This window comes from Zavarzinella sp., assembly GCA_041399155.1.
Taxonomy (GTDB): domain Bacteria; phylum Planctomycetota; class Planctomycetia; order Gemmatales; family Gemmataceae; genus JAWKTI01.
Map to the genome: position 1 here is coordinate 298,012 of JAWKTI010000001.1, position 16,710 is coordinate 314,721.

Sequence of the window (16,710 nt, forward strand, 5' to 3'; positions counted from 1 at the left end):
GTCCGACTGATGAACCGACGGCGATGAATTGTTGAGTAAAGTGGTTCATCGCTACGGAATCAGGAGAAAGAAAATGCTTAATTTTCAGAAATACAAAACAGGTTTTCAGTAAAACCGAAACGCGGCTGGTGTTGACCACACTGGAAGCAAGGGAAGTTCCCGCCACCCTCGCGGTGCTGGGCGATGATGGAATTCTGCGAATGTCTGCAGACAGTGCGGGTGCAACGATTGCTGTGACCAGCGAGCTGGTTTATAACGGAAGTCCTTATTCGAAGCCAACTTACACGATTCAGGTCTCCAGCACTGATCAGGATGGCAGGCGGGTACAGTCTTTTCTCGGGCACCAGGTGAAGTCGTTGTACTTTCACGGTTCTGAGAGAACGGATACATTCACAAACCGCACCACGCTGGCATCGCGGGTGTTTGGATTTGGGGGCGACGACCGCCTTTACGGTGGCAGTGGGGCAGACCACATCGATGGTGGGGATGGCGCGGACATTATTGATGGCGGCAAAGGTGATGATACCTTGATTGGCGGGAACAGCCGCGATCACATTACCGGTGGGGACGATAAGGACACGATCTATGGTGATAGCACGAATCTGGAAGATACGTTCGGCGGTAACGACACACTCATTGGTGGGGAAGGAATTGACAGCATTTTTGGTGGTGGAGGACACGATACCATCTACGGGCAGGGTGGAAACGACTGGCTCAGTGGCAATACAGGCGATGACATGATTTTTGGTGGTAATGGCAACGATTCCCTCCTTGGTGGCTCCGGTAAAGACGTACTGAATGGGGAAGCGGACAACGACACCCTGTATTATTCCGAAGATGCAGTGTGGGGTTACAACTAGAACGGAAATACCATCGGTAAAGTGCGCAGTTATGATGTATTTAATGGTGGTACTGGCACCGATAATATTCAGATGTCTGGACAGAATGAAGTACTTCGATTTCAGGATCTGTCCCGCAGTACCTATCCAGCGATCCGGATCCAGGGTGTCGAAAACATCTATGGTCACGCGGGAAATGATCTGATTGATCTGAGTTACGATCCCGAACAAAGCCCTGCATCGCTGGGTGTTTCGGCTGGGATGTATGTTGATGGAGGGGCAGGCAACGATGTCGTCATTGGCCACCAGACTACCCAGATGAGCCTGAATGGCGGTGCAAACGATGATTACATTTTCACCAACAACATTACCTCTGCCGCTTATGGCTGGGATGGTTTTGATGAAGTCGAAATCCTTGCGGGTCAACGTCCCAACCTCTCTGGATTCGAAAAAACGGTGATCAAGGTAGATACTGATGATCATCAAGAAGCTTCGTGGAGTTGTGGACCGAATTCCGTTGCCAGATTTATGCGGGCTTATGGTATTCAACTGACATACGCACAGGCGAAACGGTTTACCGAGTATGATGGGAACATTATCTCCTACCTGGAACTGGGTACCCCACCCAGTCAACTGATCGATACGATGCAACACTGGAAACCAGATTCCAGGATGGAAAAAGAAAGCACTACCGATCGATTGAAGGAACTTGTGCTGCAGGGAAAACCTGCAATTATCCTCGTTTCGATGGGGAAAATTGATACCGCGGGCAATTTTGCTGGTGGAAATGTGGGTGAACTGCATTATGTAGTGGTGAACGGTTACGATGCTAGACGCGATACATTCCTCATCTCGAATACCAATGGTGAACAATATTGGTGGAAGAGACGAGATCTTGAGTACAAATGGAACTGGTCTAATGATTTCTCCGGCTGGATTGGAGGGCCATCGGAAGGGGCGTTGCGGATCGAGGGTTTCCGGGATCGAACGTTGTTCTACTAAAACCTCCCTGGAATACTTTTTCAGTGTAAAGTCACCTTTCAGGTGACTTTTTTTGCGTATTTTTTGTCCGATATTCCCATTGACGGAGATGAACTGGTAGAGGCGGTAATGCCTGAACTTTCGTTGTAAAGAGGAGTAAATCATGTTCGGATCAATTCGATTAAATGTGGAACCACTGGAAGCACGTGAAGTACCCGCTGTTATTGGCTGGGTAAAAGGTGTGCCGCAACCGGAACCACCGACCGTGGTTGGTAAGGTGACAATGGTGAAAGTGGAAACCACGCCAATTACGTTGAAAGCCGGGATGTTGCTTCCAGCACTGAGTAAAATAGATTTTCCTTCCACACTACCTAAGTCGGGAATGCTGTTACCCGCTCTCAACCAGGGGGTTGAACAAAGTTCGGCAGATACCGATACGATACTGGACCCGGTTTTCGCTGGAAGATAATTGATCACTGCTTGACAGGTGGTTGTGTTGGTCCACGGCGAATACAAATTACATAACTTGTGCCGTTGGTGTTCGCAGTCAACAGATGCCTGCCGTCGTGGGTGAACTGGAACAGCACCGCATGGGGAAACACCCATTCACGTCGCTTTGTTCCGGTCGAGGAATCGTAAAGGCCGTACCAGAAACGTTCTGGACTAGCTGAAATGTCTAACCCACCAACGACGAATTGTCTGCCATCGGGACTGATCGCCAGAGTCCAGTGACCACCAATAGCAAGGCCAGTCAACCTGCAGACCGAACGAGGAGCGGGCCCGGTAATATCCCAGATGGTGGCACCTGTACCTGACATGGTGATCATGCGTCGGCCGTCGGCGGAGATATCCCAGTTCGAAATATTTTCGAATCCTGCTGGTAGTTTGATCTCTTTTGTATCTTTGCCACTCAAATCCCACTGATGGAGTGTGCCGACATGCCCCGACTGATCTCGTTGGTACAACGCCTTGCCGTCGGCTGAAAGGCGGGTGATAGCGGCAGTAGTTAACGGCACCCGCGCCACTTCCTCAAATGCCTTCAAGGTTGGGCGGTAGATCGCAGCAAAAATGTCCTTTCCCGAGACGATGGTTACTGTGAAAGTGGACGCATCCGCTGAACCATGAATCGACCAGATCTGGCCACCGGTGACCACCTTTCTGATCGGTGCTGCATCTAACGGTTGGCTCAGATCGTACTGCATGACTTCTGTATTATTCGAGGTTGTAAACATCGCTCTGCTCTTTTTGTCTGCAGGGAACCAAACCAGATTCAAATTACCAGCAGGAAACCTTTCTTCCAGATGCGTCTTTCCGAAGCTTCCTTTGGTGATCTCCAACCAGTTGTTTTCGTACTGGAGCATGTTTCTACGCATGAGACTGATCACTTGCCCGGACGGCGAAATCCCAAAGGGCTGTTGTCCAGTAATGCCTTCAAGGAGAGGTTTCCACTCGGGTTTCTCGTCTGTCGTGTCGATTGCGCCAACAGTCATCACTGAATTTTCCGTGGCAAATGCCACTTTACCATCAGCGGAGATTGCTACTTGGGGGTAATACAGATGCAAGAACCAGGCACGTTGATTGCTTGCACTCGCGAGATCCCAGAACTGAACAGCGCTCCCCGACGAATCAAATAGTTTCTTTCCATCTGCAGAAATGGAGATGTAACCAAGCATTGGCGGTCCTTCGGATGCCAGTTTGCGGGATGTTTCCTTCGGAACACCGGCACTGAAGTCCCAGGTTCGTAGTGTTCCGTCACTCTCCCCGAACACCAGTGCCTGTCCGTCCCGGAAGGAAGTCAGAGAACCACCATGTTCGAATGAACCGAATTTGTGAAGTTGCTTGCCGCTTGCCGTGTCCCAAACGTGGACGAAATTCTCTCCTGATGATGCGTATGAAGTCGCCAGCATCTTCCCGTCTTGCAGGAAAACGGGTGAATAGCTTGATGTCGGTGTCGGGCAAGTGCTTACCTGCCTTGGTAACCGATCCGTGATATCCACCACCGATGTCTTTGTTGCCTCTACGAGAGCCAGCCGCTTGCCATCCGGAGTCATCGTGAGGTAAGAATATGCGACAGTGGGGAGCTGAAGGCGAACAGTCAGTCTTGCCTCGTTGACTGAATAGACTTTCCCCCCCTGGGCCCCTGCTACAGCGAGTGTTTTTCCGTCGGCTGACAGTGCGACACTGTGGGGAACACGGGGGAGATCTCGAAGCGTCGCCAATTCCTTGCGGGCAACCGGGTCGAACAACTTGACTATCCCATCCACACCAGCAGTGACCACGAGGCTGCCATCAGGCGTGCATGCCATGGAATTCACACCGCCCCAGTGCTTGCCAGCATGGCTACCGATGACGGCAACGGCATCTTGAGGAAGTTCCGGAACCAGTTCGGCGGCAGGAATCGCCTTACGTTCAAGGGCATCCAGTGGAGAAGGTGAGGTTGCTGGTACCGGAGCCATTCGCAGAACGTAGCAGGTACCGTTGGAATTTTCAGTGTAGATATGTCTTCCATCGGGACTGAGATGCAATCTGGTCATGCCCGGGAATTTCCATTCTCTTTCAATGTCACCAAATGGAAGTTTCATGAACTTGATCGAGCCAGTAGCATCACTGGCGAGCAGCGACTGCCCACCGGGCAACAGGATTGCAGACTGAACCTGACCTGTAAACGGTTGAACAGCAAACTTTTCGAGGAGTTGACCACTGGCATAATCGAACAACTTCACCTTTCCATCGGTGGAACCAGTGATGAGCATTGTTGAATCGACGGCGAAAGAGGCCGAGATTACCCCTTCAAGTGTTGCGACATGCCTGATTCTTGGCCCGCGAAGATCCCAGATCACCATTTTGGGGATAAATCCGGAATTCCACGAATCAATCGCAACCAGAAACTGCTCATTGGGAGAAAAGAGAAACCCTTGCACAGCATTATGATTCTCTGGATACTCTTTCAATTCCGCAATCAGCTTTGGTGGATTCACCCGAAAATCGAATACCGCGGGACTGCGTTGCCCCTCCATCCAGCTGGCAACTGCCAACCAACGTTTTGCAGGAGATACAGAAACAGCACCAATACCTCTGACTCCATGTTCAATCACAGTGGGGTCGGCAGCATTTCCTTTTGTTGGATCAATCTGAAACAATGACCCTTCAAAATCGCCAATTCTTACAATTTGGCCATCCACGAGCGACGTGATCGAGTTGGCATTAACACCTCCTCCAGGAATTGGTACCCTCTTTGGCTGTAATCCATCCAGGTCCCATCGGTGTACAACAGGTGTCGTTGAGCCAACTGTCAGGATTCTGTGTGCACTTGGGACGGGCACTGTCTTAGTGATCTCACCCAGTTGGTGAGTGATTTTGCCAGCACCATCCTCGGTAATTTCGACCCGCATTAATATTCCCGATCCGACTTCCGATGTAATCACGTACTCTTTTCCAGAAGGTGCAAAGTCAAACGCACCGTAGCCGTATAATCTCTCCTTGCTCAGAGAAATCGTTTTGGAGGTTCTCAGGTGATAACACTGCCAGATAACACCATGGGCAAACCAAAGTTCTGAATCCCCTTGAAATCGCAGGTTTGAAGGCTCGAATTCCTGAGGCCATTCTAAGTTATTTGTTTTCTCAAATTTACCGTTGCTGATGTTGTAAATAACGATTTTCTTTTCTTTCTGCGAACTGTATGCACACCACTTACCGCTTTTGCTGACTGTGAACCAATGCAGATCTCCTTCAATCTGGTTGATGACTGGTTTTTCTGTGGAACAATCAATCAGCCGCACCGTGGTAGCAGAAATGTCGAGAAATCGATTGGCGCCTACTGCCCAGTGGTTGTTTTCGGCAACAAATTCAGTTATTATTTTCATTCGAACTGGTTTTTCGCCAGAGATGTCCCAGATCTCATATCGATGCGGTAGTGCCTTGACATCTCGTAGCAGGAAATATTTGCCATCCGGTGCAAACGGCTGACGAGCACAGTACCCGGCGATTCGTCCATATTCTTTTGGCGGATTCACCGAAACATCGTAGATGATTGCACTGCCATCGTGCTGATACCAGGAAAGCTTCTTACCATCAGGAGAAAAGCAGAGGTTCTGTTTGGCATATCCTGGTGGCAGAAGTGCTCGTTCTGTCATGGTTTGGGCATCCCACAGTCGAACGCCATCGGCTGCTACCGATGCAATCAGATCACCTTTGGGGCTGTAGGCTACATCTGTGATCGCCCCCCAGTGAAGCTGCTGGTGCGTGCCGACAATCGCAACCAGTTCCTTCGGCTGCCAATCGAATTTCTCTTCCGCAGGAATTTTCTCCGGGTCGAGATTATCCAGTGGCGACTCCCCATCATCGTAAAGTGGGACAGCAATTTCAGGCACTGGTTCACGAAGAATCGGATTCGCAGGCTTGTTATCCGTGGTGCCGGGCAGAATCTCTATTTTTTCATCTGGAGCAACCACGATTTCTTTCACTTTGCCATTTTTATCCGTTATCCGAATGATTACCTGCCACGTAGCGACCACAATAAAAATCAGCCCAACGAAAGAAATGATTGAGGTCAGGATCGGAAATTTCTGCTGTTGCCTTACGTTTGACTTTGGTTTGGTTTTAGTTACTTCAGTTTTGGCGGGTGCCACTGGAAGATGCTCAACCCCAGAATCAAAATCAAAAACGGATCGATCTTCCATCACTGGCAGTGGTTCTACCACAATCTTGACGGTGGGGGCCGATGGAGCGAGTAATTTGGCAACTTCCTTAGCGGTCTGAATGCGGTCTTCTGGCTTTTTCGCCAGCAAACGCATGATCAGCACCGACAGGGTTGGTGGGATATTCGGATTGACCAGATGGGGATGCTCAGGCTCTTCCATTGCCAGAGACATCAACATTGCCATCATCGTGTCGCCCCGAAATGGCAATTTTCCGGTACTCAATCGGTAAAGCATGGCCCCCAGGCTGAACAGATCGCTCCGATGGTCGATTTCGCCCCCATTCGCCTGTTCCGGCGACATGTAGGCCGGGGTACCCACCACTGCACCACTGTGGGTCAGGTGGATATTTTCTTTGTTGGAACGCGCCAGGCCAAAATCGAGGATTTTCACCCGATCGGAAGGAGCTTCCAGCCAGATATTTGCGGGTTTGATGTCACGGTGAATCAGCCCCTCATCGTGGGCAGCTGCCAGACCAAGTGCCGTCTGGTAGCCAATTCGTGCCACTTCGTTTGGCGGGAGCTTGTTCATTTTCTTCAGCCGATCATCCAGTGCTTCCCCCTTTAAAAACTCCAATGCAATAAACGGAATGCCACGGGACTGGTTCACCTGATAAATTGTGATAATATTATCATGTTTAATCGACGCAGCCGCCTGTGCCTCCCGAATAAATCGTTCTGCAGCAGTGGGATTCGTTGCCACATCAGGTCGCATTACTTTCAACGCCACTTTGCGATTCAGTGCGGGGTCATGACCTAGAAAGACCAGCCCCATCCCACCCTGGCCAAGCAGTTGCAGCACGCGATAACTTCCTAACCTTCCCAACTCGTCTGGTTTTAAGGGTGGGTTCAGAAATTGCTGATATTCCGGTATTGGAATATTGGCATGTTTGCCTCCGGTTGCTTCCTGTGAAGTTTGCAGAGTTTGTTCCGTGTCAACTGGCATTCCCTCAGGAATCGAAGAATCTTCAATTGTCTTTGGGTATTTTTCGTCCACCATGATGAATCATTTCCATGAATGCAGCTTGCAACGATATGAAATCTGGACATTCACAGGAAATGGAGACACAAGAAAAGCAGATTCGACGGAAACTATTCCTGAATAAGGACTTGCAAAATCTCGTTACGCACCGTGCTGTGCGACTGGGCAGTAGGATACCAATTCAGTTTCATCGGTGCCAGCGAATCGTTCAGACGGTCGAGGTGCCAAAGCAGCACCGCACCACCTTCATAACTGATCAACAATTTTTGCTTATCTGAGGTGAATTGGAGTGATACAATCCGATGGGCGTTTGAATAAGCAGGCAGCCTGACAAGTTCCTCGCGGCGAGTAAAATCGAAAATTTTAATCTCCGAACTGGCTACAAGTGCCATTTGTTGTCCATCTGCAGTTAAGCATGCAGGTCCATGCTCCAGTTCTGTGGGGACTTCCCACACCGATGGCTGTTTGGGGTTATCGAGTGGAGTGAACTGGATTTTGCCCACATGGTGCGTAATGATATAGTTCGGTTGAGAGTTCGAAATGGTCAATCGGCGTAGTGAGTAATCTTTAATGAGATATTTTTCATTGTTTTCGAGGTGATGCACATTGGCTGAATTACTGGTCAGTGCACCACCGTATGGCTTGATTAACCACTTGCCGTCATTTGAAAAAATCGTTGAAGTTCCAAACACCAGATTCGGATTTAAACTTGGTTTCACAGGAGGTTTTTTAGGATTGAAATCCGGGCGTGCATACAATTCTACGGTTTGGCCCGTTCGGGCTACTTCCATGACGTGCGAATCATTTGCGTACCATAAGTTGCCATTCGGGCGCACTCCGAAAGTGAGATTTGGTGAATAACCCGGAAAGGTCAATCGTGCGATCTTTTGGATCAACAGTGTTGATTTCTCATTATTTTTTAATGAAAAGTGCCACTGCGTGATCCCATCGGCATCAAAACTGAAGAGATTGTTGTGTTTCTCATCCCACAACATCTTGCTTGCAGGAATCCGACAATCCGGCAGTTCGAAATTATCTTCGACCTTTCGTAACTGAATGGTCCCTTCCGAATGGTGTAGGTACAATGGGTATTTCTCCAAGAAAACCAGTTGTTGACGTTGCGTTCCGAATGGAAACAGCAGTGTAGCTTGATCCGATGATTGAAATCTTCCCAGGACCCCTTTTGAGTTAGGTGAAATGACTCCCCCCGCCATTTTGTTAAATTCCTGCCACCCCACCCGCTGATCGTCAGACAGTTTCAACAATGCACCAGAATAAATCAACTCTTTCGATCTGGTCAGGAGATTCCAGATTTCGGCATCATTGGGTTTGGCGTAATTCACAAACAGATATTTTTCATCGTGTGACAAAATCAATCGGGTGGGCAGGTTTGCTAATACACCCAGCTCGATCGGTTTGGATCGCACTTTGAGTTCGTGATAATAAAGCCTGTTTTGCAGAGCGTAGTAGAATGCTTTGCCATTTTTTGCCCAGATACAGGTGTGTACGCGGCTTGATGGTTGCAACCAGGCAAGCCCACCCGGTTCGCGAAATGAGCCATAAAGGATTACCGGGGAATCATTTATGGAAAATCCGTTGATCAGAAAGCTGTCGCTGGCCTGGTTGATCAGCACTTCTGGAGTGAGTTTCTCTGTTAACCGAATTGTGCCATCCAGTTGAAATGTTTTTACCCCACTACTGGTGTATGGGGCTGTCATCGATATTACCTGATATGTGCCATTGCCATGTACAAGTACTGCCCAATTTCCATCAGCAGAAAAATCAAAACCAGTCGCACCAAGTTCGCTGTTGGCAATTTTTAGGACATTTTTCTTGTTCAAGTAATCCCACAGTTCAAATCCAGCGGTTTTGGCATGAAACCCGAAGCCCACAAGGCTGGAAGTGGGGTGAAATCTGGCGTTCATGGCAATCTTGCCATCCAGCGTCAACAAATTGCGTTTCGATAGTATCGCTGAATCGACGTACGTGCGGTTTAAATACGATCGTGTATAGTAGTTAAATTCACGATCTAATGCGATCTCGTCGACAGTTGGCCCCAAGGTCCACTCGAGTTCCTTTTGGAGATCACTTTGCTGCATCACTTCAATCGCAATATTTCTGAGATCGCTACCCGGTTCGATTTCGGCTGCCTGTTGGATATTGGAAAGTGCGTTGTTCCGATGTCCGGGAAACTTACTTTCCGCTTCTAGTTTCGCCACCAACAAAAGATTGGTACGGAGTGATTTTCTGAGAGAATTGTTAAGATCATTCGTGCGATTCAGCGATTGCTGCAGTTGACTGGATTGTTCTGTGATCTGGGTATTGTTGGCGCGTAACGTTGATAAACTCACGGTGGCACCAGCGAGCAAGGCAAGCAAAAGTGAAAAAACGATGAGAAGAAGTGCTGCCACCACTCGGTTTCGCAGGCACCAACGATGCAGTTGCTGCACCAGATTGGCACGCTTTGCATGAATGGTGCGGCCTTCCAGAAATCGTTGCAAATCGTCCGCAAGTTCGCCTGCCCGCTGATAGCGAAGAGGGGGAGTTTTCGCGATTGCTTTCAGAATAATGGTTTCGAGATCTTTCGGGATCGACCGGTCAATTATGCGGGGCGGTGTCGGTTCCGTATGACGAATTTTTTCTATCAACCGAACTTTCAACTCATCCTGAAACGCGGGCTGCAGCGTCGCCAATTCATAAACGATCAGCCCCAGGCCATAAATATCGGCACCCGGGCCTGCCTGTCCATCAAATTGTTCTGGTGCCATGTAGGCAATCGTGCCAATGGCATCTCCTGGATTTGTCAGTGCGTCTGATCCAGATGCTTTCGCCAGACCGAAATCGGTAATCCAGGGGATGCCCCGATAATCGAGAATGATGTTGGAAGGCTTGATATCGCGATGCACCACACCACAGTCGTGGGCATAATCCAGACCACGGGCAATTTGTGTCACCAGATGAGCAATATTGGCAAAATATTGTGCTGATTTTCCGTTCGCATGAGAACCGTGACTGGATGATCGCAACGAATCAGGAAGCGTAGAACCTTCACCCGCCTGTTGTACCAGGATCGTCGTTTCCAGGTCGGTGGCGACTGGTTTACCATCCCCTTTCAGCTCTGCAATCACCGCCGCAAGGGATTGCCCACGAATGAACTGCATGACGTAATAAAAATAGTCATTGTGCTGCCCCACAGAATACACTGGGACAATATTCGTATGGTGCAGGCGTGCGGCAATTTGGGCTTCTCGCTGAAAACGTTCAATGAAATTTGACTGATTGACCAGATTTTTCCCGATCATTTTCAATGCAACCCGTCTACCAAGGCTCCGTTGAATCGCTTCATAAACAACCCCCATTCCGCCCTGTCCCGCCTGCCGCAGGATGATGAAGTCCCCCACTTCGCGTGGGATGGTCACATTTGTTGTGATCGGTGCGGGGCTGTCGATTGAACCGAAATCTTCCAGCAGCAGCAACATCGGAAAAACGGCTTCAATTTCCGTGGCAAGATGTGGAAAGCGTTCCGAAAAAGTGGCCACATCGGGTCGCTCCCCACGTCGAATCTGGTCCTCGAATTCCTCCATGACTTGTTCGAATGTAAAAAGATGAGATTTCATTAATTTTTTAACCCTCTAAACCACCGGGAAAGGAATCCAAAATCTCTTTCAGTCGTTTGATCGCCCGGATATGACGCTTTTTTGCCGCATCGAGAGAAATATTCAATTCCGTAGCTACTTCCGAGGTACTCAATTGTTCGAAATGCTTCAAAACAAGCACTTCCCGATCTATTTCGTCCATGCTGTTGATGGCCACCGTCAGCATTAACTTGATTTCCGCCCGCACCACTTCTTCCAGTGGGCCAGTAATCTTTCCTGCCAGATTGGCCGCCAGGGCCGCAGAAGATGCTTCCGGAATAGCATTCCGATACAGTGATAATTCCATTCGTGCATCTCGCTGTTGTGCAATCAGATGCACGCGGTGCATCCGCAAAATATTCTGACCGGTAATCAATCGTAACCACAAAAAAAACGGCATCGTAGGATTGTTCACGTATTCCGGCAGACGACGGGTGGCCTCCAACTGGGCTTCCTGGATGATATCAGAAGGATCGACTCTGCCAGCCAGGGCCGGATCCAACCGCAGAATGATCATTTTTCGCAGTCGGTCCCGATCCCGATTGAGCAGTTCCCCCAGGCATGCCTGATCTCCCTTTGCTGCCAGATGCAGCAAATCCTGTGTGATCGGGTCATTTTTTTCGGGTTCATTTCCCATGCCAATACTAATCTGCACACAGCCGGAAATTGGGGACACATTCTAATGATCGTTTTATGATTTATCGGGTACGGTGCCTTCACACAAATAATCGCACCAAGATCAAAAGATTCGGGTGTTACTTCTGCCAGTTCATTGACACGAAAACCTGTTCCCAACGCAACTAGATAAGACATGACGCGATCTGCACCCGTGGGACCGCGAAAAATCTTCTCGTTTGCAGCAGCAAGAAGAATTCCAGCAATCTCTTCTGGGAGGATCTCCGCGTGCGTGGGCATCAGCCGGTGGAAACCCGCATCATCAGTGGCTTTAAGGACAGCGATCCCAACTACTTCGGACGCGGGGCCTGAAAAACCTGTCACGGAGTTTAACTTCAGTGATCTCAATCATACCCAAACGAAACAAGCAGCAGTATTAGGCAAGTCACTGCAGAAGTGGGCGCCAGATAATTCTTCAATGGGTAGCATTTGAAAGAAATCAGTTTGGATTACCTATGCAAATGTGCAATCCAACTCCAATATTTCACAATTTTTATTTCGGAAATGCGTCGCATTTCTGTTATAAGGTTGGGGAGATTTCCAAATGGTGTGAAATGAACCCCGATGAAGAGCTGCATGCACTGATAGCTGAAGTGAAAACTGGCAGCACGCAGGCGATAATTCAGTTAATCAACAACTATTCCCCAGTAGTTCGTGCGACAGTGCGCGCGTTACTGACAGATAAGGAGATGCGCCGGCATTACGATTCCGTGGATATCGTGCAATCGGTAATGTTTCGATTCTGTATGAAACTGAACATTGGTGAAATTCAACTGAATGATAACAGCCAGTTGGTGGCACTCTTAAAAAAAATGGCGTACCACAGATTCTTGAACAAAGTCGAATATCTCCACGCACAAGAACGAGATGTACGGCTTCGTGTGAATGCACCACTGGATCAGAGTCCTACCGCTCCGGGTGTATCGACGAAAGCTGCCTGGGTGGAAGAATATCAGGAAATCATCAGACGAATGACCACCCTGGAAGAAACAATTGCGAGGATGTGGGGAGCAAAATCCAGTTTTAATGAAATTGGCCAAAGTCTTGAACTGTCTGAAGATCAAGTACGCTACGTATTGACAAAAGCCTGGGAGCGAATTGCCGCACAGTTAAATAACTTGTGGGCAGATGAAATTTCTGCGGATTACATTCGAGAAGTTTACCGATGGTATCGAGAACAACATGAACTCGCTGAATAATACGGATTTCAATCTGGAAGAAATTGTTCGCAGCCAGGCGGAAGGTTTTCAGGAAGGCCGTGGCAAATATGTCGAATCATTTGTCGCCGAACACCCTGCTTTGGAATCTGCATCCGATCTAATGATTGAACTGATTATCCGTGAAAAAAATCTGCGACGACTGACTGGAGAATCGCCAGGTGATGAAGAATATTTTCACCGATTTCCCCTATTGAAAGATCAGCTGACGATCGCGTTTTCGCTGGAACGGCTTTGGCAGGAACAATCTCTGGCAGAATCTGCAAACAACTTTTCCACTAATATCAACCAGGGGAAAACATTATCGCAGGATTCTCAAGGAGATTTACCCACCATCCCAGGATACCACATTCACTCGGTGGTGGGTCGTGGTGCGATGAGTGTTGTATATCGAGCCACACAAAAAGAACCTCACCGTGATGTTGCACTGAAAGTATTCCATCGTTTGGGTAGCAGCCATGAAGTCGCTCTCGATCGATTCAAGAAAGAAGCCAATTCTCTGGCCCGCCTACGGGACGACCGAATTGTCTGCATTTATGCGGTGGGAGAAACTGATGCTCGACCTTACCTGGCCCTGGAATTTTTACCAGCTGGAAGCCTGGCAAATTATCTCGACCACCATTCACCCACTTTACGGGAAAGCGTAAGCATTGTCATAGAAGTGTGCAAGGCACTGGAAGTTGCACACAACGCGAAGATTATTCATCGCGATTTAAAACCAGCAAACATTTTGCTGGACACTCCCACATCGGATGTTGGCACGCGAGTCAAGGTAACCGACTTCGGGCTTGCAAAGGATTTTGAAGAAACCGCGATCACCCAAAGTGGGGAAATACTTGGAACACCCGCTTACATGTCGCCAGAACAGGCAACTGGCAATGAAACCATTGACATACGCACCGATATTTTTTCAATCGGTGTTATTCTGTATGAAATGATTACTGGTAACAGAACATTTGTGGGCACCACACCAATTGAGATTATCCGACAGGTAATTGATTGTCAGTTCAACGCTCCTGTTTACCTGAACTCAGCAATTACGAAAGATCTCAATACGATCTGCCTGAAATGCCTGGAGCGAAATCGAATTCATCGTTATCAAACGTGTGACGAATTACGGCGTGACCTGGAAGCTTATCTGGAAAACCGACCGATTTCCGCCCGCCCGATCACAAAATTCGATCAGACCTGGCGTTGGTGTAAGCGAAACAAACTTGTCAGTACATTGATTTTTGGCATCATTCTCACCTGTATTTTTGGTACGCTGATTTCGGCTTCGTACGCCGTACGATACGAACACAAAGCCACTGCTGAAATGAAGTCCCGCATCAGTTTGGCGGAAAGTCAGGTGACAATCAAGAATCAGCTGAGTGAAATCCAAGCAGAGCAACAGTTATCTCAGCAGCGAGCAGATGAAAACAGTCATTTACTTTACAATTCCAATATGTTGTTGACACAGAACGCCTGGAGAAATCAGAATCTTAGTCAAATGACACAGATTCTATCGAGTCACTTGCCCAGGGTGGGATACAAAGACAATAGAGATTTTGAGTGGTATCACTGGTGCCACACTACGGCAAAGCCCAGGATCATTCATTCGAATGCTCGTTTTGCACAAGTGAAGGCAAATCAAGCTGGAACCAGCTTTCTCACTTTTGATGCCAACAAAAGCGAACTAGCAGTATATGATGCAACTACTCATCAAATTACCTGGCAGACAACCCACAAACCAACACCCCGTGGGTACCAGGAATTCTCGCTTGGCAATACTGCACGCAAGATGATCCTTCGGGATACTCAGTCGATCCATATTTTCAATCTTGAAAAGAATCATCACCCGAAGCCAATCACGATCAAAGAACGTTTATCACTTACAACCAATCTGTGTATCAATCCCACAGAAGATCAGTTTGCGTTTCTTATCAGCACTGGTTCGGGGAACAATCCTCTAATTACTGTGAAAGTGTATTCCACTGTGGGGGAACTTGTTACCACCTTTCAGGTAAAAGGCAGTGGCAAAGTTCAAACGCTCGCCTTCTCGGCTGATGGCAGTTATCTTATCCTCAAAGCAGGTGCAACAGTAGCTGTTTATGACTTGCAAAAGAAAACAGTTATCAACAATTCTACCATTCCAGACAGTCTGGAACTGATGCTGGCAGTGCATCCGATTGAAAATCGTGTCGCATTGGGCTCAAAGGATAATATCCAATTTCTTCGATTGCCGGATCTGCAACTGTTACATGAAGTTACTTTAAAGGATAACAAACTGTTTTCATTTCTCCCCTCAGGCAAACAACTCTTTGTGATGCCAGCAATCAAAGATTTCCTGGCTACAGATGACAGTTTGAATATCGGCCAGCGTTTTGAAATCGGCATGCCTTATATTTGGGACATTGAAACTCACCGGGTGATCCGTTACCTCCCAAAAGCAACCATCGAATCACAATTTCTTGCTTCCAAGGCGATGTTGCGAACATTGCTGCAGGGAATAGAATTGATCCCCACTACTCACCCACAGTATTCTGATTTCACAAACAATTTGCCGGAAGATGGATTACTTTCAAACTACTGCACTGGGGCAATATCAACGGATGGAAAAGAAATCGTACATGTGAGTGGGAAGGATCGGCACCTGGAATTTTCTTTCCGCACCACAGCTGATAACAGTCTTGTGAAAACTCTTGATATCAAACCACAGCACAGGATGCAGGGAATTACCCGTATCCAGTACTCTCGTGGCAGGCAATTTCTTGCAGTAACCTATTTTACTTTTGGCGAAGACATGGTATTAAGACCCCACGTGCGGGTTTATGATCTTAGCAAACCCGAACCCGATTTTTATGAGCTGGATGGCTCTGGGTTTGAGTTGTTAATGAACGACCAAGTGATTCTGTTGCAGGATAACAAACTACTCAAATGGTTCGATCTTTCTTCTCGAAAAGTTCTTTTATCGATAGATGGGCATTCGCCCCATGTGGCACCTGGTGGAAAAACAATTGCATTTCTGAAAATGACCAGACTGAACGACATGCAACATCGCAAAGAATGTGTCTTTCTAGATCAATCCTCAATGAATGTACTTTCAACTCACCTATTGGCCGTTACTCCCTATCCGGATTTTGCATCTCCTGTGCCCAATACGTGGGGAACATGGTCACCCGATGGCACCAGGTTTGTCTGTGCTATCCGAGAATCAACTCGCCGGCCTGATCGAATGGAAGAATATTCGATTTACTTTTTTGATCGATCAGGTGAACTCCATCAGAAAATACCCCATCTTACCAGAGTGCCACCAATTTTCGCTTTTTCAAATGACGGTTCGCAGTACGCGATCGTACCAAGCGTTGGAACGATTAAGGTGCGAAATACAGCTGACCATATTGATTTGTATGAATGCAAAGTGCCCACGAAATCGATCCTGGATGTCCGTTTTTCTCCCACTGATTCGCGGCTAATTGCCACCACAGTGGATGGAAAAATAATTCTGTGGGATACCAAAACCCAGCAGGAAGTGCTGGAATTGGACCACCCACGAGTGATAAAAACCTGGATGCCGCCTGATCGTTCGTACATATTCAGCGAATCGGACCGCGGATCTTATCGAATCTGGCATACCCGAAAAAATATTCAGTAAATCCAAATTTTATTTCGGAATCGCCCACGGTTCCTGTTTATGTCTGCGAAG

Annotated in this window: 8 protein-coding genes; 5 read left to right on the top strand and 3 right to left on the bottom strand. The window is 48.0% G+C overall.

Going from position 1 to position 16,710, the window contains the following annotated elements:
* Positions 1–128 precede the first annotated feature (128 nt).
* From R3B84_01380 to R3B84_01390, 3 genes are all read left to right on the top strand, one after another.
* Positions 129–860: a calcium-binding protein gene (locus tag R3B84_01380; GenBank protein ID MEZ6139197.1), complete on the top strand. Its 732-nt coding sequence runs from the start codon at positions 129–131 to the stop codon at positions 858–860.
* A gap of 72 nt (positions 861–932) precedes the next feature.
* Positions 933–1,841: a C39 family peptidase gene (locus R3B84_01385; GenBank protein MEZ6139198.1), complete on the top strand. Its 909-nt coding sequence runs from the start codon at positions 933–935 to the stop codon at positions 1,839–1,841.
* 142 nt (positions 1,842–1,983) lie between these two features.
* On the top strand, positions 1,984–2,289 hold the full coding sequence (locus tag R3B84_01390; GenBank protein ID MEZ6139199.1) for a hypothetical protein: 306 nt from the start codon (positions 1,984–1,986) through the stop codon (positions 2,287–2,289).
* A 4-nt stretch (positions 2,290–2,293) separates the two neighbouring features.
* Here R3B84_01390 and R3B84_01395 read toward each other — a convergent pair whose 3' ends face one another.
* From R3B84_01395 to R3B84_01405, 3 genes are all read right to left on the bottom strand, one after another.
* The gene (locus R3B84_01395) at positions 2,294–7,516 is read right to left on the bottom strand and encodes a protein kinase (GenBank protein MEZ6139200.1); all 5,223 of its coding nucleotides are present in this window, start codon (positions 7,514–7,516) and stop codon (positions 2,294–2,296) included.
* A gap of 92 nt (positions 7,517–7,608) precedes the next feature.
* Positions 7,609–11,082, bottom strand: coding sequence for a serine/threonine-protein kinase (locus R3B84_01400; protein MEZ6139201.1), 3,474 nt, complete (start codon positions 11,080–11,082; stop codon positions 7,609–7,611).
* Positions 11,083–11,122: 40 nt separating this feature from the next.
* Positions 11,123–11,770, bottom strand: coding sequence for a sigma-70 family RNA polymerase sigma factor (locus R3B84_01405; protein MEZ6139202.1), 648 nt, complete (start codon positions 11,768–11,770; stop codon positions 11,123–11,125).
* A gap of 592 nt (positions 11,771–12,362) precedes the next feature.
* Here R3B84_01405 and R3B84_01410 point away from each other — a divergent pair.
* Positions 12,363–13,007, top strand: coding sequence for a hypothetical protein (locus R3B84_01410; GenBank protein MEZ6139203.1), 645 nt, complete (start codon positions 12,363–12,365; stop codon positions 13,005–13,007).
* A complete protein-coding gene (locus R3B84_01415) occupies positions 12,991–16,659 on the top strand; it encodes a WD40 repeat domain-containing serine/threonine protein kinase (protein MEZ6139204.1) in 3,669 nt (1,222 codons plus the stop codon). The genes R3B84_01410 and R3B84_01415 overlap by 17 nt, the downstream gene beginning before the upstream one ends.
* Positions 16,660–16,710: the final 51 nt, after the last annotated feature.